This is a genomic window from Lactococcus sp. NH2-7C, from assembly GCF_029953655.1.
GTDB lineage: Bacteria > Bacillota > Bacilli > Lactobacillales > Streptococcaceae > Lactococcus > Lactococcus lactis.
The window spans coordinates 1010586-1031684 of the sequence record NZ_CP124538.1 but is presented as its reverse complement, the minus strand read 5'-3'; the positions used below and the strand labels follow the sequence as shown (position 1 = coordinate 1031684).

At 35.5% G+C, this 21099-nt stretch carries 20 protein-coding genes; all 20 read left to right on the top strand.

From position 1 onward, the window contains the following. The first annotated feature begins 106 nt into the window (after positions 1 to 106). The 20 genes from QJV49_RS04940 to QJV49_RS04845 all read left to right on the top strand — a co-directional run bounded on the left by QJV49_RS04940 (position 107) and on the right by QJV49_RS04845 (position 21098). Entirely contained in the window at positions 107 to 562 is a 456-nt protein-coding gene (locus QJV49_RS04940; protein WP_225513010.1) for a phage terminase small subunit P27 family, read from the top strand. Then, positions 552 to 2462 carry a terminase large subunit gene (locus QJV49_RS04935; protein WP_225513011.1) on the top strand — a complete coding sequence of 637 codons (1911 nt, stop codon included), beginning with the start codon at positions 552 to 554 and terminating at the stop codon, positions 2460 to 2462. The genes QJV49_RS04940 and QJV49_RS04935 overlap by 11 nt, the downstream gene beginning before the upstream one ends. After that, positions 2431 to 2649 carry a DUF1056 family protein gene (locus QJV49_RS04930; protein WP_281449166.1) on the top strand — a complete coding sequence of 73 codons (219 nt, stop codon included), beginning with the start codon at positions 2431 to 2433 and terminating at the stop codon, positions 2647 to 2649. Before QJV49_RS04935 ends, QJV49_RS04930 begins: the two co-directional genes overlap by 32 nt. Continuing rightward, entirely contained in the window at positions 2646 to 3824 is a 1179-nt protein-coding gene (locus QJV49_RS04925) for a phage portal protein (RefSeq protein WP_309568393.1), read from the top strand. The genes QJV49_RS04930 and QJV49_RS04925 overlap by 4 nt, the downstream gene beginning before the upstream one ends. 42 nt (positions 3825 to 3866) lie before the next feature. After that, positions 3867 to 4574, top strand: coding sequence for a head maturation protease, ClpP-related (locus tag QJV49_RS04920; protein WP_370632055.1), 708 nt, complete (start codon positions 3867 to 3869; stop codon positions 4572 to 4574). 11 nt (positions 4575 to 4585) lie between these two features. Beyond that, complete coding sequence (locus tag QJV49_RS04915; RefSeq protein ID WP_225513015.1) at positions 4586 to 5827, top strand: phage major capsid protein; 1242 nt, start codon at positions 4586 to 4588, stop codon at positions 5825 to 5827. A gap of 15 nt (positions 5828 to 5842) precedes the next feature. Next, positions 5843 to 6166, top strand: coding sequence for a head-tail connector protein (locus tag QJV49_RS04910; protein WP_225513016.1), 324 nt, complete (start codon positions 5843 to 5845; stop codon positions 6164 to 6166). Next, positions 6141 to 6491, top strand: a complete 351-nt coding sequence (locus QJV49_RS04905) for a phage head closure protein (RefSeq protein ID WP_038603336.1) — start codon at positions 6141 to 6143, stop codon at positions 6489 to 6491. Before QJV49_RS04910 ends, QJV49_RS04905 begins: the two co-directional genes overlap by 26 nt. A gap of 1 nt (position 6492) precedes the next feature. Beyond that, positions 6493 to 6999 (top strand): HK97 gp10 family phage protein, encoded by a 507-nt coding sequence (locus QJV49_RS04900; protein WP_225513017.1) that lies wholly within the window; start codon positions 6493 to 6495, stop codon positions 6997 to 6999. Further along, a complete protein-coding gene (locus QJV49_RS04895; RefSeq protein WP_225513018.1) occupies positions 6996 to 7391 on the top strand; it encodes a DUF806 family protein in 396 nt (131 codons plus the stop codon). Before QJV49_RS04900 ends, QJV49_RS04895 begins: the two co-directional genes overlap by 4 nt. Positions 7392 to 7421: 30 nt before the next feature. Continuing rightward, complete coding sequence (locus QJV49_RS04890; protein WP_012898012.1) at positions 7422 to 8036, top strand: phage tail protein; 615 nt, start codon at positions 7422 to 7424, stop codon at positions 8034 to 8036. Between the two features lie 112 nt (positions 8037 to 8148). Further along, the gene (locus tag QJV49_RS04885) at positions 8149 to 8565 is read left to right on the top strand and encodes a phage tail assembly chaperone (protein ID WP_021214451.1); all 417 of its coding nucleotides are present in this window, start codon (positions 8149 to 8151) and stop codon (positions 8563 to 8565) included. Between the two features lie 228 nt (positions 8566 to 8793). Beyond that, positions 8794 to 9285, top strand: a complete 492-nt coding sequence (locus QJV49_RS04880; RefSeq protein ID WP_225513019.1) for a zinc-ribbon domain-containing protein — start codon at positions 8794 to 8796, stop codon at positions 9283 to 9285. A gap of 81 nt (positions 9286 to 9366) precedes the next feature. Next, complete coding sequence (locus tag QJV49_RS04875; protein WP_225513020.1) at positions 9367 to 14505, top strand: phage tail tape measure protein; 5139 nt, start codon at positions 9367 to 9369, stop codon at positions 14503 to 14505. Beyond that, a complete protein-coding gene (locus tag QJV49_RS04870; protein WP_281449165.1) occupies positions 14505 to 16079 on the top strand; it encodes a distal tail protein Dit in 1575 nt (524 codons plus the stop codon). The genes QJV49_RS04875 and QJV49_RS04870 overlap by 1 nt, the downstream gene beginning before the upstream one ends. Then, a complete protein-coding gene (locus QJV49_RS04865) occupies positions 16079 to 17875 on the top strand; it encodes a hypothetical protein (RefSeq protein WP_281449164.1) in 1797 nt (598 codons plus the stop codon). The genes QJV49_RS04870 and QJV49_RS04865 overlap by 1 nt, the downstream gene beginning before the upstream one ends. A 15-nt stretch (positions 17876 to 17890) precedes the next feature. After that, positions 17891 to 19012 carry a hypothetical protein gene (locus QJV49_RS04860; RefSeq protein ID WP_281449163.1) on the top strand — a complete coding sequence of 374 codons (1122 nt, stop codon included), beginning with the start codon at positions 17891 to 17893 and terminating at the stop codon, positions 19010 to 19012. Further along, on the top strand, positions 19012 to 19185 hold the full coding sequence (locus tag QJV49_RS04855; RefSeq protein WP_023189746.1) for a hypothetical protein: 174 nt from the start codon (positions 19012 to 19014) through the stop codon (positions 19183 to 19185). The genes QJV49_RS04860 and QJV49_RS04855 overlap by 1 nt, the downstream gene beginning before the upstream one ends. Continuing rightward, positions 19163 to 20857, top strand: a complete 1695-nt coding sequence (locus QJV49_RS04850) for a hypothetical protein (RefSeq protein ID WP_225513188.1) — start codon at positions 19163 to 19165, stop codon at positions 20855 to 20857. Before QJV49_RS04855 ends, QJV49_RS04850 begins: the two co-directional genes overlap by 23 nt. A gap of 19 nt (positions 20858 to 20876) precedes the next feature. After that, positions 20877 to 21098, top strand: a complete 222-nt coding sequence (locus QJV49_RS04845; protein WP_225513189.1) for a hypothetical protein — start codon at positions 20877 to 20879, stop codon at positions 21096 to 21098. Position 21099 lies beyond the last annotated feature (1 nt).

The window sequence follows — 21099 nt, the reverse complement described above, 5'->3', positions numbered from 1 at the left end:
TACTTATACTAGGGAAACCACACACATAGGTCTCATCTTATATCAAAACCCAATTTTGAAAATTTTTATATAGGGGGGGTCAAAACACTAAAAGAAAGGAGAAAAAATGACAGCTAAGAAGTTCAAAGATAGTAATGAAGGGAAGTTGTCTTATCGCGCTCCTAAACACCTTTCTCCTCTCGCAAGTGCTTGTTGGCGTAAAACTGTTCCCTTTCTTGAGGAACAAAAACCAGTTGATAAGATTGATTCATTTTTAGTCGAAATGTACTGTACTCAGTATGAAATTTATAGAAATTCATACGAACATCTCAAAAAACATGGTGAGGTTCAAGAAATTTTTAAACCTGTTCAAGATATGACTGGTGCAATTATTGATAGACAGTTTCAAGGTTTCAAACGTAATCCAATGACTCAAATTTACTCAGATGCAATAAAAAATCTTACAAAGATTGGTTCTGAGTTAGGTTTATCTCCAAAATCACGTTCTGAATTGATGCAACTTAATATGCAAACAAACGAAAATGAAGATGATGGAATGGGGGATTTCTTCGATGAAGATTGATTTAACTCAAACCCATGATGTTATCGGTACATATCATTCGCTAAATTATGAAGATATTAGAGAAGAATATCAAGACCCTGCTACAAAATATGCTTTTGATGTCTTAGATGAAAAGTACACAACAGGATATTTAATGAAATTAGCATGTTTTAGGCATTTACAGGACTTAAAAAGGATAGGAAATGAAGATTTTCCTTTTAATTATGAAGTAAAACATGTAAAAAGGTTAATGAAGTTCTCTAAAATGGCTCCAAACGTCGATACTATGGAACCGACTAAATTAATGGAGTGGCAGAAGTTTATGCTGTCTTTATTAATAGGTTGGAGAAATAAAGAAGGTGGGAAACGTTTCAGTCGTGCAATTATATCTGTAGGACGTGGTCAAGGGAAAACTTATATGTTAGCCATATTAATGGCCTATTCATTTTTTGTAGAAAGTCGTGGTTTAAGTAACCAGGACTTTTTAGTTTCATCGATTAATGCGAAACAAACAGGTAAATTATATGGCTATTTAAAATCGATGATTAATGTTCTTAGAACAATTAATCCATGGAAAAAAATAGCTGATAAAACTGACCTAAGCTTACAAGCTGACAAAATTATTATGAGGAATCATAATAACGTCATTCGTCCAATCTCTCATGAAGCTGGGCAATATGATTCATATCACTTTACAACCGCTATCTTTGATGAAATAGGTGAAGTAAAAAGCCGTGAAAAAATTTCTAAGATTGTATCAGGGCAAGTTAAAGTTCCTAACCGTCAATTTGTTCAAATTTCAACAGCATATCCTGATCCTACCGTTCCTTTTCATGAAGATGAGAAGATGCTGCAACAGGCTATGGAACAAGACTTTTTAAGAGATGCTGATACATATCTGTGTTTAATTTGGAGTAATGATAGTCTAGACGAAACTTATAAGCCAGAAACTTGGGTTAAATCAAACCCTTTATTAGATTTAGCTTCAGAACATGATAATCTCATGCAAGGACTGCTTGATAAGCGTGATAACGATATACTTACTGGTGCTGTTCATGACTTCCAATGTAAGAATCTTAACATGTGGCTTTCATCAGATATAGATAGTTATTTAAACCTAGCAGATGTTGAAAAAGCGATTGTTCCTGAATTTAATATCTATGGGCAACGCTGTTATGTTGGTGTTGACTATTCTATGTCATCAGATAATACAGCAGTTGCTTTTGTTTATCCTTACGTAAGTGAAGAAGGGCAGGCAAAATGGCATGTTGAACAACATTCATTTATTCCTTTTCAAGCTGCAGGCTCAATTGAAGCCAAAGAAAAACAAGATGGTATTAACTATAGAGAACTTGAAACTAAAGGTTTCTGTACAATTACAAGCCATCAACAAGGATTAATCAACGATGATGAGGTTTATGAATGGATAACAAGATATGTTGAGGAAAATGCTCTTGATGTCTTGTTTTTTGGTTATGATTCTATGGGAGTGACTAAAGTTATTCAAATGTTGCTAAATAATACTGGTTTCAATCTACAACCTATAAAGCAATGGACTAGTGAATTGATGAACCCTACTAAATTTTTGCAAAAGATATTTGTGGAAGGGACAGTTAGCCGACTAGATGACAAAATAATGGAAAAAGCATTATTAAATGCCGTTCTACGCTCAGACTCAGTTGGGATTCAAGTAGATAAGCGAAAAGCTACACTTAAAATTGACGTTGTCGATGCAATTATAGATGCCCTATATCAAGGTATGAATCATTTTGAAGATTATGGAATGGCAAATGATAGAAGCTGGCAAGTTGAGCATATGACACCAGAACAAGTAAAAGAATGGGTTACTAGCCAAGAATCTGGCTTATTAGACCTTGATGACGAAATAGATGATGATTGGGGATTTGATGAAGATTTTTAAAACGTTTTTTAAAAAAATATGGGATGTTTTTGATGTTCTATGCTTCTCTTTAGCAGCTATTACGTTAAATATCACAGTTTTTCTAATGAACTTATTTGCTGGTGGAATTACATTAACAGTAACATTTATTGTTTTTGGAGTTGGTTCTTGGTTTATTAGTTCCAAAATTACGAAGGGAGGTGATTGATTTTGCCAATATTAAACTTTATCAACCAAACAAATGATCCGCCGGAAGTTGGTAGTATTCAAAGCTATTTTCCAGATGGAAATGATGCTCAAATAATGGAAAGTTTGCTTGGTGATAATAATGAATGGGTTTCAGCTCGTGCAGCATTAAGAAATTCAGACTTATTTTCTATTATCTTGCAACTATCTAGTGATTTAGCAATAGTTAAAATCAATGCTGAAAAGAAAAAGAATCAAGGAATCATTGATAATCCAAGCACCAATGCTAATAAACATGGGTTTTGGCAATCAATGTTTGCACAGTTGCTTTTAGGAGGTGAAGCGTTCGCTTATCGTTGGAGAAATGCTAATGGCGCTGATATGAAATGGGAATATTTAAGGCCATCTCAAGTAAATACTTATTATTTCGAGTATGAAAATGGAATGTATTATAACATCACTTTTGATGACCCTAAAATAGAGCCTATTTTACAAGCTCCACAGAGCGATTTGATTCATATGAAACTACTATCAATCGATGGTGGTAAAACTGGAATTAGTCCACTTTATTCTTTGAGACGTGAATCAAAAATCCAAAGAGCCTCTGATAGATTAACAATTAGTTCATTGAATAGTTCATTAAATGTTCCTGGTGTACTTACTGTTAAAGGTGGTGGACTTCTTAGTGATAAAGATAAAGCATCTCGTTCTCGTTCGTTTATGAAACGTTCAAGAAGTGGTGGTCCTGTAGTATTAGATGACCTTGAAGAATTTACTGCACTAGAAATTAAATCAAATGTAGCTCAATTATTATCACAAACTGATTGGACTTCTAAGCAATATGCCAAAGTATATGGGCTTCCTGACAGCTATATTGGCGGACAAGGTGACCAACAATCATCAATCCAACAAATAAGTGGAATGTACGCAAGTGCATTAAATCGCTATTTAAGACCAGCTATAAGTGAATTGGAGTATAAGTTAAGCGACCACATAAGCGTTAACATGAGACCAGCTATTGACCCTCTTGGTGATAATTACTTATCTACTATTAGTACTGCTACAAGATGGGGTGCTGTTGCTGAAAATCAAGCTACATATATCTTGCAAGAAGCAGGATATATTCCTAAAGACCTACCAGCCCCTGAAAATACAAATAAAAAGACAACTGGCCAAAGTAATGAGCCAGTACCATAGGAAAGGAGGTGGTCATGGTGATTATTCTTAGAAAGGAGGTAAATGATGACAGTAATCGACATTAAAGGAGATGTAGTTGATAATAGTTACGGAATGATGTATGACTGGTTTGGAATCGATTATACAAGTCCATCTAAAGTTAATGATGCCTTAGTAAATGCTGATGATGAAGAAATTGTTTTAAATATCGCTTCTAATGGCGGAGATGTATTTGCAGCTTCTGAGATTTATACTGCTATTAAGATGAATGGTAAACCTGTAACTGTAAATATTCAAGGGTTGGCAGCATCTGCAGCTTCAGTAATTGCAATGGCCGGAGATACGGTAAATATCTCTCCTACAGCCCAATTGATGATTCATAAAGCTAGTAGTGGCGGTCAAGGGAACGCTGATGACTTTGAGCATGAAGCTAAAGTTTTAAATGGTGTTGACCAATCTATTGCTGCAGCTTATGAATTAAAAACTGGTATGAAACAATCTGACTTATTGCAGTTGATGTCTAATGAAACATGGATGACAGCTCAAGATGCAGTGGATAAAGGATTTGCAGACAACATTATGTTTGTAGATGCTAATAAACCAGTATTTTCTAACTCAATCGGCAATATTCCAACTGCTGATAAACTTAATGAATTTATGAATTTCATGAATTTCAAAAATCGGAATAACCCTCCGAAAGAAGAACCAATTATAGAAAACAAACAAGCCGATTTACGTTCTCGTAAGTTGGCTATTTTATTAGAAAAATAAAGGAGACTCAAATGGGAGTTAAATTAACAGTAAATCAATTGAACGAAGCATGGATTGCTTCAGGAGATAAAGTCACAGACTTTAATGACCAAATCAACATGGCTCTTAACGATGATAATTTTTCAGCAGAGGCCATGTCAGAATTAAAAAATAAACGTGATAATGAAAAAGTTCGCCGTGATGCATTGAGAGAACAACTTATTGAAGCTCAAGCTGAGCAAGTGGTTAATATGCGTGAAGAAGATAAAGCGCCACTTACTAAAAAAGAAAATAATCTTAAAGAACAATTTGTTTCAGATTTCGTAAACATGGTTCGCAATCCTATGGCATTTCTCAATACTGTTTCATCTAATGATACAAACGGAGATAATGGCAATGATAGCGCTGCTGGGCTTACTATTCCGCAAGATATCCGTACTATGATTAATACATTGGTTCGCCAATATGACTCACTACAACAATATGTACGTGTTGAGAGTGTTTCTACTTCAAACGGTAGTCGTGTATATGAAAAATGGACTGATGTTACTCCGTTGACAGTAATGGATACAGAAGATGGAGAAATTCCTGATCTTGATAATCCACGTTTGACAATTATTAAATACTTGATTAAACGTTATGCGGGAATCATCACTGCAACTAATACATTGCTTAAAGATACAGCAGAAAATATCCTTGCATGGTTATCAAGCTGGATTGCTAAAAAAGTCGTTGTAACTCGTAACCAAGCGATTATTGCGGTAATGCAAGCAGTACCTAAAAAACCAACAATCGCTAATTTTGATGATGTTATTACTATGATTAATACATCTGTTGACCCTGCGATTATCGCTACTTCAAGTCTTTTGACTAACCAGTCAGGGTTGAATAAACTTGCTTTGGTTAAAACTGCAGAGGGTAAATATTTACTTGAATCAGACCCAACTAAACCTAATTCATATCTAGTTAAAGGAAAACAAGTTATTGTTGTTGCAGATCGCTGGCTTCCAAATGGTGGAACAACAAATGCTCCAGTTTATCCACTTTATTATGGAGATATGTCACAAGCTATTACATTGTTTGACCGTGAAAACATGTCATTACTTCCAACAAATATTGGTGCTGGTGCATTTGAAACTGATACTACTAAAATTCGTGTAATTGATCGCTTCGATGTTAAAGCTACTGACTCAGAAGCTTTAGTTGCTGGTTCATTTACTGCAATTGCAGACCAAGAAGGTAACTTCAAAACTACAACGACTACTGCCGGATAATCAGGAGGTATTTAAATGAGTGTAACTGTTGATGACTTACTAGATCAGTTATCAGAAGATGATGATCGCAAACCACAACTTCAAATTTATTTTGATACAGCAACAGCATATGTGAAAAATGCAGTGAGTTCTGATACAGTTGACGCTCCATTTTTCAGTGTAGAAAACGTTTCTCCAATTTATGATATAGCTGTTCTTAGCTATTCGATGGATTTATGGATTAATCGTTCTACAACTATGCCGCCTACTACGGCTGTAGATCATATGGTTGGGCAGTTGAGAGGCCTTTATTCTTCATGGAAGGAGACGCAGGATGGTCAAAACTTACAAACCGAATGATTTTAACAGAAAATGTCAGATTGGAGTTACTAAAACAGTAACTACTCCTACTGGAGGTAAGGTTGAAAAAATTGACCCAGCAACTGTTTTAAATGTCCGATTTGCAGCTAAAATGAGATCACTTGCGCTTCAATTTCAGATAATTGGTACAACTACAGCCGATACATTTGATATTGCAATCAGACACAATAAGCTGGTTACAAAGAAAATGTGTGTTCAAATAGATGATGTTCTTTACAACATTATTAATATTTCTTCAGATGAATCTGCAAAGCTTATTAAATTTGATATTTTGACTCTCCAAGCGAAGAAGAAGGGGGCTTAATATGGCTACTTTTGAGGAAGCAATGCAACTAATCGTTAATCAAGCAGAATCGTTAAGTACAAAGATGACTGTAGAAGATAAAGCCGAAGTTACAAAGGCGGGCGCTAAAGTTTTTGAACAAGCGTTGGCTTATGAAGTTAGAAATAGGCATTACCGCCATCGTGATACTGGAGAAGATCCACATTTAGCGGATAGTATTGTTATGAAAAATAAGAATATTGACGGTGTTAAAGATGGCCAAAGTGTTGTAGGATGGGAAAGAAGCACAGCCAAAGGTTCTAATGCTAAAGGATATATTGCCAATATCATTAATAATGGTAGCCGCTTTCCTCAGTTCACAACACGTTCCGGAAGAAAATATAAAAAACCTGGTGAAGTTGCAGTTCATGCAGATCATTTTATTGAAGAAACAAGAAAAAATCCTATTGTTCAGCAAGGAATATTAAAAGCTGAAGCTGAAGCAATGAGAAAAATAATTAATAGAAAAAAGAAGGAGAGTAACTTATGAAAAGACCAGTTGAAATTGTTCAAGATATAATTGCAGCTAGTGACTTTCCGCATGATGAAATCTTTCTTGATTCTATCCCTAAAGAAAAAGAAGATTCTATTAATGAAACTCAGGTTTTACTTACAGAATCAGATAATGGTCCTAATGATTATGGTAACTCAGATTTTATTTCACTTATGTATGGTGTTTATATTCAAATTTTTTACTCGAACGCTGAAGATTCGGATATAAATATTGTTCAAAGCGAAATTAATCTGATGAAATCATTTATAAATAATGATTGGCTTATTGCACAATCAAAAAGTCACTATATAGACCCTAATACAGGGCAAATTATCAAAAATTTAACGGTGCAACGCATCATGACATTAAGTGAGATAGCAAATAGCTAACTCATTTTTTATTTAAGAAAGGAATTTAAAATGGCAACAAAAGGTTTAAAAATGGTTACGCTCGCTCTATTGGATGATAGTGGAGCTATTGTTAAAGGAACAGCAGGTCTTTCTACAGACGGTACATTTCCAATCACTGATGAAATGTTGGGTACAAAAACTGCAAATATCACCAATGTATCAAGTGCTCCAACAATGATTTATGGTAATGATGGTCAAGTAGATGCAGATATTGCAAAAGGTACTCCTTCAGTAGCTTTTGACTTTAATGGTCTACCAGTAGCAATTAAAAATAAATTGCTTGGTCGTGTAAACGATACTAAAGGCGGTTATACTCAAGGTCCTGTTCCAAAAGTAGCAGCTTTGATTCAAACGACAACAATTGGTACTTCAACACCTCAATATGTTGGTTTTGCTGCTGGTAAAATGAACGAAACAGCATTGAACTTGCAAACAAATACTAATGCAGTTGTTCGTGTTGATGATGCATTGACATTTACTGCATTCTCTGTAAGCCGTTGGGGGGGAGAAGCTATCAAATTCTATGATGGTGGAGATGCAAACTTTACTGAAGCAACTATGATGGCTGATGTATTTAACGGTTATACAGCTCCGACTACTGGCGGTTCAGGGAGTGGAAGCTAATGATTAAAGGGCGGAGAAATCCGCTTTTTATATGGGATAGATAGATGGTCTATTAAATTAGGTTCGATACCTGACTATTCCTTTACAAAAAGTAAAATAGAGGAGATATACAATGAAATTATCATTACCAGAAATTAGAGAAGAATCATTTGAAGTTAAAACTTCAATTAAGAACATTAAAAAAATGCATGCCTACCAATTGGAACTAGCAAAAAGCCAAGAAAAACTTGCTTCAGTTCAGGATGGAACACTAGAAGAATTAACAAAAGCAATCGCTCTTGATGATATGTCAGTAATTAATAATGCTGAAAAATTTATTACTGAAATTCTAGGTTTAAATAAAAAAGAAGTAGATAAATTAGAAGAATTTGACCGTGGCCAATTTATGAATTTGCAATCTAAACTTGTTCTTTCACTTCAAGGGTACGATGATGATCAAATCGATACTATGTTTACTGAGGAGGTTGACTCTGCCGAAAAAAAAGTTCAAGCATTGAAGAACGAAAAGTCTACCACCACAACCAATTAATAGATTTACAATTATTTGAAAAAAATATTATCGAAAATTGGCACTGGACATTAGAGCAAGTAGATAACCATGATTATTATGACTTAATTGATGTATTTAAAGCTAATGAAGATAATAAGATGGCTTCATTTGATGATTTGAAAAAAATGTTTGGGCAATAATAATTGTTCTCTTGTAATATACAGTTTATAGGGTTATAATTTACTTATTAAAAGTCAGGAGAAATTCATGAAATATTGCCCTAATTGTGGAAAAGAAATTATAAGTTCATCTAATTTTTGCTCAAATTGTGGTTTTGATTTTAACCATAAAAATGATATTAAACAAGAATCTGGTGCTATTAATGTACCTAAAAAAAGTGTTGAAGAATTCAAAAATGCTTATTTAGCTAATATTATTTTAGCTGTAATAACTGGTATTTACGTTGTTTTAAAATTTTTACAAATTTTTGGAACATATACTATTAACTTGAAAATTTTCCCATTAATAATTTTAGCTTGTGCTATCTATGCAAATGTTATTAATAAAAAGTTGAAATTAACTTGTACAGCTTCAATTATTATTTATATTTTTAGTATATTTTCAATATTTTTCTCAGGGTTTCTATCTCTTGGGCTCATGTTCTATTTTGCTTTAATATTGATAGTAGTACCATATGGAGCATCGGCTGTCCTAAGTGCAACTTTAGCATACGGAATAAAGCAAAATATTTTAAAGTGATAAAAAACTCAATTCAATAAAAATAAAACGTCTAAATAAATTAGGCGTTTTTTTATACTCAAAAATTAGAAAGGAGTAAAAATGGCAGATATAATGGTTGATTCAGTCACCACAGGGATTGACTTGAATGAGACAAAGGCTGTTGAGGCTATCAACCGCTTAAAATCAGCAGTTAAAGATAGTACTCGTGAATGGCAGATTAATGAAGCACAGGCTAAATCTGCTGGAGATGCTGTTTCTGCATCAAAATATCGCTATGAAGGTCTTAGCGAAGCAATGGAAAAGCAAAAAGCTTATATTGCTAACCTTTCAGAAGGTATGAAGACAATCAATAGAGATACTGATGCTGGTGAAAAGGCTTATCAAAAATATAATGCTCAGTTAACCACAGCAGAACGTTCTCTTGCCTCAATGACAGGGCAATTAAACCGTGCAAAATCAGCTTATGAGTATCAACAAACCGGTATTGAAGATTTAAATAAATCTTTAAGTGCTAACGATAAACTCATGCAGTCTCAAATTGATTTATATGAGAAAACTCGTAATAAAATGGGAGCTGCCAAAGCCGAAGTTTCTGGTCTATCTTCTTCATACGCAAAGCAAACCGAGATTTATAGAGCCCAAGTAACTGAGCTTAAACGGTTAGAAGCTGCCGAGGGTACAAGTTCAGAAACGCTTGTTAAGCAAAAAACAAGGGTAAATGAAGCTGCTTCGTCAGTATTGAACTACAGAAATAAACTTTTAGAAGCTAACTTGGCAGTTACAAAAATGCAGCCGTTTAATTCCGAGTCTATCATTGGTAAAGGTTTAAATACCGTTTACAAAACAACTGAGAAAGCTACCGATGCAATGGCAGCAGGATATCAAAAAGTAAAAAATGCAGCCTATCAGAGTGCTTTTGGCATTGCAGCAATTGGGGCAGCAGCTATCAAAGGTTCTCAAATGGCTGCTGATTTACAAGACAGTTATATTAGAACAGCAAATCTTGCAGTAACTGGAGGAGAGAAGGTAGAAGAAGTAACGAAAAATGTTGCTCAAATGCAAAAAGATGGCGCTAAATACTCTGTTGAATATGGTAAATCTCAAGCAGAAATTGCAGAAGGATATCAAGAACTTATTAAACGCGGATACACATCTACTGAAGCTTTAGGTGCTATGCGTTCAGAATTACAAGCCTCTGTTGCTTCTGGCGATGATTTTAATAATGTATTGAGCGTAACCTCCCAAGTTGTTGATGCTTATGGTATGCGTACTGATAATGCAGCAAAAATGACTAAGAATACAAAAGATGTAGTTAATCAATTAGCTTATGCAGCAGATATGACAGCAACAGATTTTGCAAGCATGGGTAAATCTATGGAGTATGTTGGTGACTCAGCTCATTCAGCAGGTTTCCAACTATCAGAGACATCTTCAGCAATTGGTATTCTTTCGAACCACGGTTTAGAAGCTGATAAAGCAGGTACTGGACTTCGTAAAGTAATTAACTCAATTACTGGTGCATTAAGTGATCAGTCAGCTAGCCAAGAAGATGCTGCTAAATCAGAGGCTGCACTTAATGAAAAAATTGCAGAGCACCAAAAGAAACTAGAAGAAGCTCAAGCAGTTGTTAACTCTGGCACAGGGAACACTAAAGCTGCAACTAAAGCGATTGAAAAGCAAAAAGAAGCAATAGGGAAGCTTCAAGATAAAGTAGACCAATTGCAATCTGGTGGTGCTGCCAAAGATATGCTTTCTAAGCTAGGAATTAAAAATAGTGATTTAGTAGATGCTAATGGTAACCTACGGGATTTAACAACTATTATGTCCATAGTAAATGATCATACAAAAAATATGGGGACTGCTGAAAAAAACTCTGTTTTCCAACAATTATTTGGAACAACAGGGCAACAAGCTGGTATTATTCTCGCTCAAAATAATAAAGAACTTGAAGAACTAAATAATAAAGTGAAAAACTCTGCTGATGGTCAAGGATATGTTGCGAATCTTGCCAAGAAAAATATGGGATCGGTTAAGTCGGAGATAAAACAATTTAAAGCAGCCGGAGAGGCTGTTTTAATTATGATTGGACAAAAGTTCTTGCCAGTTCTATCTGATGCAGCAACGTCAATGGCTAAGGCATTTAATTCTAAAGAAGGTAAACAAGGACTTGAAGAAATAGCTAGTTGGATTGCTAAGATTTTCCAAGGTATCGTTGATACTGTCAAATTTATCGGAACTCATAAAGATGAAGTAGTAACCTTTGGTAAAATCTTTGCTGGGATTTGGGCTACTAAAAAAATTGGAGATGTTATTGTATGGCTTGAAAAATTGAAAAAATCTTTACTTGAAATTCAAGCCATTGATGCATTATCAGGAGGTTTAGGAACAGGAAATATTAAAACTTCTGTAGGAAAAGAGATTGCTACTGAAGGTGAAACGGTTGCTTCAACACTAACTAAAGGCGGAATTGCTAAAGAAGGTGAAGCGTTAGTTGCCTCTGGCAGTTTATCAAAAGCTACTTCCTTAATTCCAAGATTATTAGGAATTATTGGCTCTGTTGGTGGAAGTACAGTCTTGTCTGGTGGAATAAATGCAGGAGCTGAATTACTCAGTAAAGATACTACCGCTCAGAAAACTGGCGGAGTTGCTGGCTCACTCGGTGGAGCAGCGGCAGGTGCAGCTATTGGATCTCTTATCGCTCCTGGTATCGGTACAGCAATTGGTGCAGCGATTGGCGGAATGGGTGGTAAAAACTTAGGTAAAAAACTTGGGGATTTGATTAATGACGGATTAAAAGAATCTTCACTAAAAAGTGAAAAACTACCAGTTGTTAAGTTCGATCCTAAAGCACCAACTAAAGATATGAAAGAATTCTCCAAGGACTACCAAGGTTTCTTGGATAAAATTAACAAGGCATCAAATGTTGATATTATTGATGAAAAGTCACTTGAAAAAGCTAAGAAAGCAACTGCTGATGCTTATACGAAAATGTCTAAAGATATTGATAAGTTTTATCAGAATCAAGAAAAAGATTCTAAAAAGCAAGTAGATATTCTAGTTAAAAATGGTGTAATTACTCAAGCTCAAGCAGACAAAATGACCAAAGGCCAAAAAGATTCAGACGATAAGCAGAAGGCAGCTCAGAAAAAGAATCTTGATGAGATGAAGAAGAATACTGATAATTACTATGCTAGTGTTTCTAAAGAGCAAAAAAACTATGATATACAATCTCAAAAAGATGCTAGTAATCACGCTAACCTGATGAAAAAAATTAAATCTGGTAATACTTCTGAACTTCTTAAAATAGAAAAAACTTATGGCAAAAATTCTCCTGAATATCAACAAGAAATGAATAAAGAAATTGCTAAAGAAAATAGTGATTTCAATAAAGCTCAACAGGCTGCAAAAAAGAAACATAATGAAGCGATGAATAAGCTTGAAAAAGATTATGCAAAAACGCAAACCAAAGCCGAAGAGCAGATGAATAATCAAATCAATACTGCTACTAAAATTGCTCAAAATAAACAGCTTGATTTACTTGACGATTTAAAAAATAAAAAAGGAAAATTAAATCAAAAACAATTAATTGATACGCTCGAAAAGGCTGACGATGAATATAAAGGAGTTAAGGATAAGGCTCAAAAACAAAAAGATGATGTTGTAAAAGCAGCAAATGAACAATATAAAAAATCCGTTGCAGCAATTGATAAACAACGTGCAGAAAACAGTTCTATAACAAAAGCTCAATATGATGAAATGATAAAAACTGCTAAAAAGCAACGTGATGATTCAATTGGTCACGCTAATGAACAATATAAAGGCGTAGTAGATAAGGCACAAAAAACTCATAAAGAAACAATTGACTTTGCTAATGATAAGGCTGACAAAAATGTAAAAGCTGCTGCAGGAGAACAAAAACAAACGGTAGAACAGTATACAAAAGGATTTAGAGATTCAAGAGACTTAATTAACTCATTTGTTGACGGGATTAACGGAGTCCTTAACTTCTTACATAAAGGTTGGGGGAATATCGGTCACGTTAGCCTTAAAGGATATGCTGTAGGTACTCGTGGATTAGCTCAAGATGAAACAGCTTTAGTTGGTGAAGAAGGATTTGAACTTGCTCACCATCCAAACCGTGGTATTTTTGCGGTTGGTCAACAAGGTCCTGAAATTCGTAATCTGAAAGCTGGAACTTCAATTCTTCCTCACTCAATGTCAAAAGAGTTCCTATCATTAACAGCTAATTTGCCAGCTCATGCTGACGGTGTATCTGGTTTCTTGTCAGATGCGCTTGGATGGGTTAAATCAACCTATAAAGATGTTACAAGTGTTATTTCGAAAGGGCCCAAAGGGGTTGTAGAAGCTATTTATAATGGCTTAGGACTAGATAATTTAGAAAATGACTTTCCGCCAGTTGTAACTAGGATGGCAAAAGGTTCTGCTCAAACTGCTGAGGATAATTTTATTAAATTCTTACAATCATTCTTCAAAAAAGCTGAATCAGATGCAGGAGTTTCACAAGGTTCGCCATCTGGTTCTGGTGTTCAACGTTGGGCTGGGCAAGTTAAACAGGCGCTTGCAGCTAACGGCTTGAGTACTAGCCAAGACATGATTGACCGTGTACTTCGCCAAATTGCAACTGAATCAAGCGGGAATGAAAAAGCGGTCCAAGGAAACATCGGAGATATTAACAATATCACTGGTGACCTTGCTAAAGGGTTGATGCAAACAATTTCCTCAACTTTCAATGCTAATAAATTCCCCGGTCATGGGGATATTTTTAACGGTTACGATAACTTATTAGCTGCTCTTAATTATGCTAAAAAAACCTATGGTCCAAGTTTGTCATTCCTTGGAAATGGACATGGTTATGAAAACGGTGGAATCATAAATGCTCATGGTTTCTATGAAATTGCTGAAGGAAATCGTCCTGAGATGGTTATTCCGCTTGATCCGCAGAAGAAATCAAGAGCTACACAATTATTGAATCAAGCTAAACAAACAATTAATGCAAATTCATCACAGCAAAGCAATTACTTAGGAGATGGTGGACAGTTAGTTGTTTTAGTTTCAAGTATTTTAACACTATTAAAAAATGGACAAGCAGACCCTACCATTATCCAACTTATGTTAGATAAAAACAGTTTTGCACAAGAATTGGTAGAGCCTATGAACAAACAATTAAGTGTTTTAAATAGCCGTAATAAAATAATAAATGCAGGAAGGACAACATAATGACATTTTCAGTTAATTACAATGGTGTTGAACTATCTGAATTAGTAAGTGGATTCACAGCAATTGATAGAGGGTTTGGTTCAGTTTGGAATAATACACTATCAAATCAAGTAGCTAGATATGGTCAATCATTTGTAAAGAATACATTAAGCGCAAAAACAATTACTATTACCATTAGAAAAAGTGGGATTCCAAGTGATTGGATAGCCTTAAGAAAAGAATTAGCAAAGGTGCTGGATGTCAATGAACCAGCGCCTTTAATTTTTGGTGATGAGCCTAATAAAGTTTGGTATGCAGTAGCAGATGGAACTCAAGCTTTATCAGAAGATATCTCTAACTTAGTTGCTACTGGAACTCTTACATTTATAGTCCCAGAAGGTCACGCTTATTCGACATATACTAATGTTTTAAACTCAGATAATTCAGGAGGAGTCAATGGTTCTATCACTCCTAACGCTGATGGTTCGGTTGATATCACAATTAATAATCAAGGAACATTACCGACTTGGATAGATTTAAAGCTTACCAATAATCATGACAATGGGTATTTTGGTATTGCTGGGGTTAACGGAAGCTTAGAACTAGGTAATCGAGAAGAAGTTGATGGCGTTACTATCCAGCATAGCGATGTTCTTTATGATAGTAAAACAGATCCTAAATTTTCCAAATTTGTATCAGCCGCAGGTCAACCTCATCCAGAATGGACTGGTGCAGGAACAAATGGAACAATTGGGTATCAAGAATATAATTATAAGTCTTCCAGTGGGCAACAGAAAACAATGAAGGGTGTTAAGTTGATTGACCCTGGAAGTCAGACAGGCTTTCGTGGGGGGATGACTGAGCTTGTGTTACCTCCAGATTCAAATGGTGATTCTGGTGCAGTTGATTTCTATGCTTGGTTCAGATTATTTACATGGACAACTGCTCTTGGCCAAACTGGGGTGATGCAAATTCTATTCACTGATGAAAATGATGAATTTGTAGCTGGTTATGGGACGTTAAAGGATGATAAAACAGGAAATATTGGGACTGTTGGATTTTGGATTGGCGGACCTAACAAAGGACAATGGAAACATATTCCTTATGTCGCAAATAATGGAGAACAAACTGGATTAAAAGACAATAATACGATGCTTAATGATAATCGAGGGCAATTAGACTTCGCTAAACAAGGAGCAACTCTTGGTTTTTATTGGAAAGGCGGTCATCAAACAATTGTAGTTCCAGAACTTGAAGATGTCGCAATTCACAAGGTTAAGTTCTTCTTCGGAAACTGGTCAACTAACCCAAGGGGAACAATGACACATATGGTTATTCGTGACTTTTGGTGCCGCAAAGACTTTGTTAATACATGGAATGACTTACCAAATCGCTATAAAAATGGCTCAGTCGTTGAAATTGATATGGCTAGTGGTAATGTATCCAAAGATGGAATATCAGCAATTACAGAGATAGTAAATGGAACAGAACCTTTCAGTATTCCACCTGGAATTAGTCAGATAAAAATCATTCAATCCTCTTGGAATAATACACCACCAGACGTTGAAATATCATGGAAAGAAAGGATTTTATAATGATCATTAATGTTTTAAATGGTTCATTAAAAAAAGTAGCCATGTTGAGTAATGAACTTCCCAATGCACCTAGTTATTATAACGATGAGTTTCATGACTATTTAGAACAAGGAGCAACTACATTTAGTTTTACAGTTGCTAAAGTGATTAATAATCAGCTACAGGATTATACACAATTCTTAAGTGATCAAAGTTATTTTAGCTTCAGAAAAAATGGCCGAGATTATTTGATGACTCCTTCATCCGAGCAATCGGTTCATGAAACAAGTACTGAAATTTCTTTTTTCTGTGTTTCGTTAGACAGAGAACTTATTAACGAGCAAGCTAATTCATTAACGAATACTGCAAGCCATAATATTCAATGGTATTTTGACCAAATGGGCTTAATCTCTAGAACTCAAATTACTATTGGAATTAACGAAGTTTCAAATCTAACACGAGTGATTAATTATGATGCACAAGAATCTAAATTATCAAGACTTATTTCGGTAATCAATAATTTTAACGCTGAATTTGATTTTGTGACGACTTTAAATAATGATGGTTCCCTTGGAACTGTTGTTCTAAATATCTATAAAGAAAATGACGGTCAAAATTCTCAAGGTGTGGGAACAAAACGTGATGATGTCAGACTAACATTTGGTAAAAACATCGAGGATGTTGAAGTAGATGTTAGTGATGACGGTTTTTTTAACGCCGCCTATATGACTGGTGCTGACGGTTTTAGTTGGAAAAATTATGATTTCAGTTATAAAAATTCAGATGGTGTAGAAGAATTCTATAAAAGAAGTGGTTCTGAAATAGCTTATGCTCCATTATCTGCCAAAATGTTCCCTTCTCAATTGAAAACAGACAAGGGTGACATTTGGACAAACTCAGACCGAACCACTGAATATAAAAACGCCAATGATATGTGGGGTTATATTGTCAGTCAATTTAAGCAATTTGCCTACAAACAAATCACATATACCGTTACTCCATCATCTACTTTAGTTAATCAACTTGTTGGAGATGGTAGACCACTCCAAAAAGGAGATACAGTTATTATCCAAGATGATAACTACATGGATATTGATGGCAATGTTGGTCTAATTTTATCTGCAAGAGTCTCTGAAATCATTACATCAGATACAAACCCTGCTAATAATAAAATTGTTTTTTCAAATTATAAAAAGCTAAAGAGCGAGGCTTCTTCTGATATTAAAGCGATTGTCAATCAGTTAGTCGATGCAGCTACTCCATTTCAAGCAGAGCTTACAACCACAAACGGTACACAGTTCAAAAACAGTACTGGTTCAACAACTTTATCAGCACACATCTATAAAGGCTCTGCGACGACTGAAACAATCGCTGACAACTACGAATGGTCGAAAGATGGAACGGTAGTTGCGAATGCTCAGGTTATTACAGTTGATGCTAGCGGAGTTGCGGATAAAGCAGTTTATAGCTTTAAAGCGACAGTTGGCGGAAAAGTAGTTGCAAGTCAGTCGGTTACTATCACTAATGTAGATGATGGAACTAGCCCGATTAATCTAGTAATTGATTCATCTAATGGCTATCAATTTAAAAATAATATCATTAATACAACTTTCACTGCGATACTTTATCAAAATAATAAAGAAATTGATAGTGATGGAACAAAATTTGCTTATATATGGTCTAAAACTAACTCTGACGGAACAGTAGATACTGCTTGGAATCTTGCTCATCAAACAAGTCAGAAATCAATTACAATCACAAATCGTGATGTTTGGCAGAGAGCTACATTTGATTGCACTGCGGAACCACTTAATTAATAGGAGGAATAAAATATGTCAATTGTCTCAAGTGGACAAATCACAATCACAGATTTATCAGATGGGATGCAACTCAATGCTTTCATCACAGCAAGTGGGGTAACTACTCAAACTTATGATGCAACAGCTCAAACATGGTCACCAAGTTATGCAACTACTCCACAAGTGTTAACACTCAACCTTACTAAAGCAGGAAGTTCTACTTCTGTTGTTAGTGGTATTTCAGGAACTATTACCTGGACACGATCAGATGGAGCCACAACAACAACTATCACATCAACCACTAATACTGATACTCAATATATGAGCGGAAGTGCAAATAGTGTGTTGACAACAAAAGTCAATGTTCCAATTGCTAACTCAGCATCACGATTCACTGCTTCTGGATTATGGGTTGACCCTAATACAGGTTTAAACGTTCCGTTCTCAGCTGTTTTAGATTTGACTGTTGTACAACTTGCTAAATCAGCTGTTCTTGCGAATGTTTATGCTGGAAATGGTGGAGCGTTCTACAATTCTATGCCTGCAAGCTTAACAGTTAACGCCGATTTATATAAAGGAGGGCAACTTTCTGCAGGAAACAAGCAAATATTCTTCGGTTATGCAGATAGTACTGTAACTACAACTGGTTCAACTGGCTATAGCTCAAACCTTGGATTAGGTTGGCATTTATGTTCTTCATCTACAACTGGTCAAACACCAAATGTAACTGCTGGTACAAATACAACTTCTCAAGGGATACTAACAGTTACACCAGCGGCTATTACAAATTCGCAAAGTTATAAGGCAGTTATCATTGACCAAGCAGGCGGTACAGCAGGAACTGCAGTTAGTGGTATATGTACTCTCCTTGATTATACAGACCCATTAACTTGTACGATTGATAGCACAGCAGGTAGCATTTTTAAAAACGGTTCTGGTACAACAACACTTACTTGTCGAGTATTTCAATCTGGTGCTGAAATTGATACAGCTGGAACAACCTATACTTATAAATGGTCTCAACGTGACCAAAATGGCGTATTAAATGCTAATTTTGGCGGTACAGGCAATCAATATAAAACTGGTAAAACAATTAGTGTTGCGGCGACTGATATCAATGTCAAAGCTCAATATACATGCGAGGTGAATCAATAATGAAAAGTACATTTTATGCCAATATCGAACTTGGGGGAGAAATCACACAAGTTAGCTTTGAAGCAACAAGCGCAAGTGATGTGATTGAACAAATCTGGCGGACTTATGGTATCTCCACCCCAATTATTGAAATTTGGGCGGAGGTGACTGATGACGATAGTAGCAAGCAATAGCCTCACCATAAGTAACGTTTACGATGGGTCAATAACTCATTATGCCTATGCTTATAGTGCTGATGGAACAGATAGATTTACAACTGTTTACCCACAAGTAAATCTATTGAATGGTAGTAGAACTTATAGTAAGTCTAATCCATATGTACTTACAGGTAATAGTGTTGACACATATACCCATCTGAGAGATGTAACTGCTAATTTGAAAGCTGGAAATTACACATTAAATGCGCAAACTGACGGAGTATGGGTTAATCATTTGTCAACGACAGACCCAAGCGTTAATGGTGTGTGTTTATGGCTTGTAGGTACTGAAAATGATGTCAATATTGCACTTGGAAATACGGTCCCTCAAACTATTAATGTTCCAAAAGATGGAATATATTGCATCAGGGTCAATTTATATTCTGATGGAACGACTAATGTATCTCGTAAGTTTTGGGATTTTAAATTAGATAGTGGCTCAAATGCAACTCCATATATACCTTCATTAAGTGAAGTCACAAGTGCTGACTGGCCAAACTATATTGGTCAATATTCAGATTTCTCATCTACAGCATCAACAGACCCTGCTAAGTATGCTCCTTGGATTATATTTAAGGGAAATGATGGAAAGGATGGAATAGCAGGTAAGGACGGTGTTGGTATAAAAACTACGACTATCACTTATGTAGGCTCAACAAGTGGTACAACAGTGCCAACTAGTGGTTGGACTTCCACAATTCCGACAGTTGCAGCAGGTAGCTATCTGTGGACGAAAACAGTCTGGACTTACACAGATAATAGTAGTAGCACAGGATATTCAATTGCTAAAATGGGAAATGACGGTGCCCCTGGAAGTACTGGTGCCCCTGGTAAAGTTGTTTCTGATACTGAACCAACTACTCGATTCAAAGGTTTAACTTGGAAATATTCAGGTACCGCAGACCTTACAGCTAGTGATGGAACAGTGATATTATCTGGAACCGAATATTATTGGTCGGGAACTAACTGGATATTAAGCGAAATAAATGCACATAATATCAATGGTGATAATCTAAGTGTTACAAACGGAACTTTTACCGACGGGAAAATAGAAAGCACTTGGTCTTCTAGTGCTGCCTCAGGTTCGACTGAAATCGAAAACAGTCATATTAACATGAGTGCAACAGATTCAACAAGCAAAGCGACAAATAGTTTAGGACTGGATGTCCAACAAGGTTTGGGAATGCGTTGGAGTGACCCAACTTCAAATCAATCAAGATCGGTTTTACTTGATTATGGAAACTTATCTTTTGATAGAAATGGAGTTGCCGCAGGATTGAGTTTTGACGGTACCAATTTATCAAGTTCTATGCCTATTCAAGCTCCAAACACAATTGTTAAGTCAACTCAGTTTACCGTGAGTGGGATGGGAATCCGTTTAGACCGATTGATGTCATTTGTTGCAGTTACTTTTTTTGGACAAGCCTCTTCAACGATTAGTAACCAGACAATTAATAATATGCTTCCTGTTGGGTTCAGACCAATTAATCCATACTCAATAGATTACATGATACCTGGTCACATAGCAGATAACAGTTATATCTATTTTAATCCAGATGGCTCAATTGCGATTATGACCACTATTACTAGCGGTTATTATATTAGGGGAACAAGACTTTATATCACTAATGATGTTTATCCATCATAAAAAAGAAAGGAATTAAAAAATGGGAGTAAAAGCAACGGGCGAATCTATGAATCGCGAATTTACAAATGAAAATGGAGAAGTAATTGTTTCATCATCAGCCAATGTTGGAGTAAATACTATCGGAACAATGACCTTTACGTTATTAGATGCTCAAAAAATAAAAGATTCAGAAACAATTGCAGAAGATTTAAAAACTTTTATTGATGATGTGCTGGCAATGTCCGCTAAATACTTGAATTAGA

Coding starts and splice junctions, on each gene's coding strand:
- QJV49_RS04920 (WP_370632055.1), top strand. CDS start 3,867: ATGATGACAGTAATCGACATTAAAGGAGATGTAGTTGATAATAGTTAC.
- QJV49_RS04910 (WP_225513016.1), top strand. CDS start 5,843: ATGAGTGTAACTGTTGATGACTTACTAGATCAGTTATCAGAAGATGAT.
- QJV49_RS04895 (WP_225513018.1), top strand. CDS start 6,996: ATGAAAAGACCAGTTGAAATTGTTCAAGATATAATTGCAGCTAGTGAC.
- QJV49_RS04880 (WP_225513019.1), top strand. CDS start 8,794: ATGAAATATTGCCCTAATTGTGGAAAAGAAATTATAAGTTCATCTAAT.
- QJV49_RS04905 (WP_038603336.1), top strand. CDS start 6,141: ATGGTCAAAACTTACAAACCGAATGATTTTAACAGAAAATGTCAGATT.
- QJV49_RS04915 (WP_225513015.1), top strand. CDS start 4,586: ATGGGAGTTAAATTAACAGTAAATCAATTGAACGAAGCATGGATTGCT.
- QJV49_RS04875 (WP_225513020.1), top strand. CDS start 9,367: ATGGCAGATATAATGGTTGATTCAGTCACCACAGGGATTGACTTGAAT.
- QJV49_RS04860 (WP_281449163.1), top strand. CDS start 17,891: ATGTCAATTGTCTCAAGTGGACAAATCACAATCACAGATTTATCAGAT.
- QJV49_RS04865 (WP_281449164.1), top strand. CDS start 16,079: ATGATCATTAATGTTTTAAATGGTTCATTAAAAAAAGTAGCCATGTTG.
- QJV49_RS04850 (WP_225513188.1), top strand. CDS start 19,163: ATGACGATAGTAGCAAGCAATAGCCTCACCATAAGTAACGTTTACGAT.
- QJV49_RS04870 (WP_281449165.1), top strand. CDS start 14,505: ATGACATTTTCAGTTAATTACAATGGTGTTGAACTATCTGAATTAGTA.
- QJV49_RS04890 (WP_012898012.1), top strand. CDS start 7,422: ATGGCAACAAAAGGTTTAAAAATGGTTACGCTCGCTCTATTGGATGAT.
- QJV49_RS04855 (WP_023189746.1), top strand. CDS start 19,012: ATGAAAAGTACATTTTATGCCAATATCGAACTTGGGGGAGAAATCACA.
- QJV49_RS04930 (WP_281449166.1), top strand. CDS start 2,431: ATGATGATTGGGGATTTGATGAAGATTTTTAAAACGTTTTTTAAAAAA.
- QJV49_RS04940 (WP_225513010.1), top strand. CDS start 107: ATGACAGCTAAGAAGTTCAAAGATAGTAATGAAGGGAAGTTGTCTTAT.
- QJV49_RS04845 (WP_225513189.1), top strand. CDS start 20,877: ATGGGAGTAAAAGCAACGGGCGAATCTATGAATCGCGAATTTACAAAT.
- QJV49_RS04900 (WP_225513017.1), top strand. CDS start 6,493: ATGGCTACTTTTGAGGAAGCAATGCAACTAATCGTTAATCAAGCAGAA.
- QJV49_RS04935 (WP_225513011.1), top strand. CDS start 552: ATGAAGATTGATTTAACTCAAACCCATGATGTTATCGGTACATATCAT.
- QJV49_RS04885 (WP_021214451.1), top strand. CDS start 8,149: ATGAAATTATCATTACCAGAAATTAGAGAAGAATCATTTGAAGTTAAA.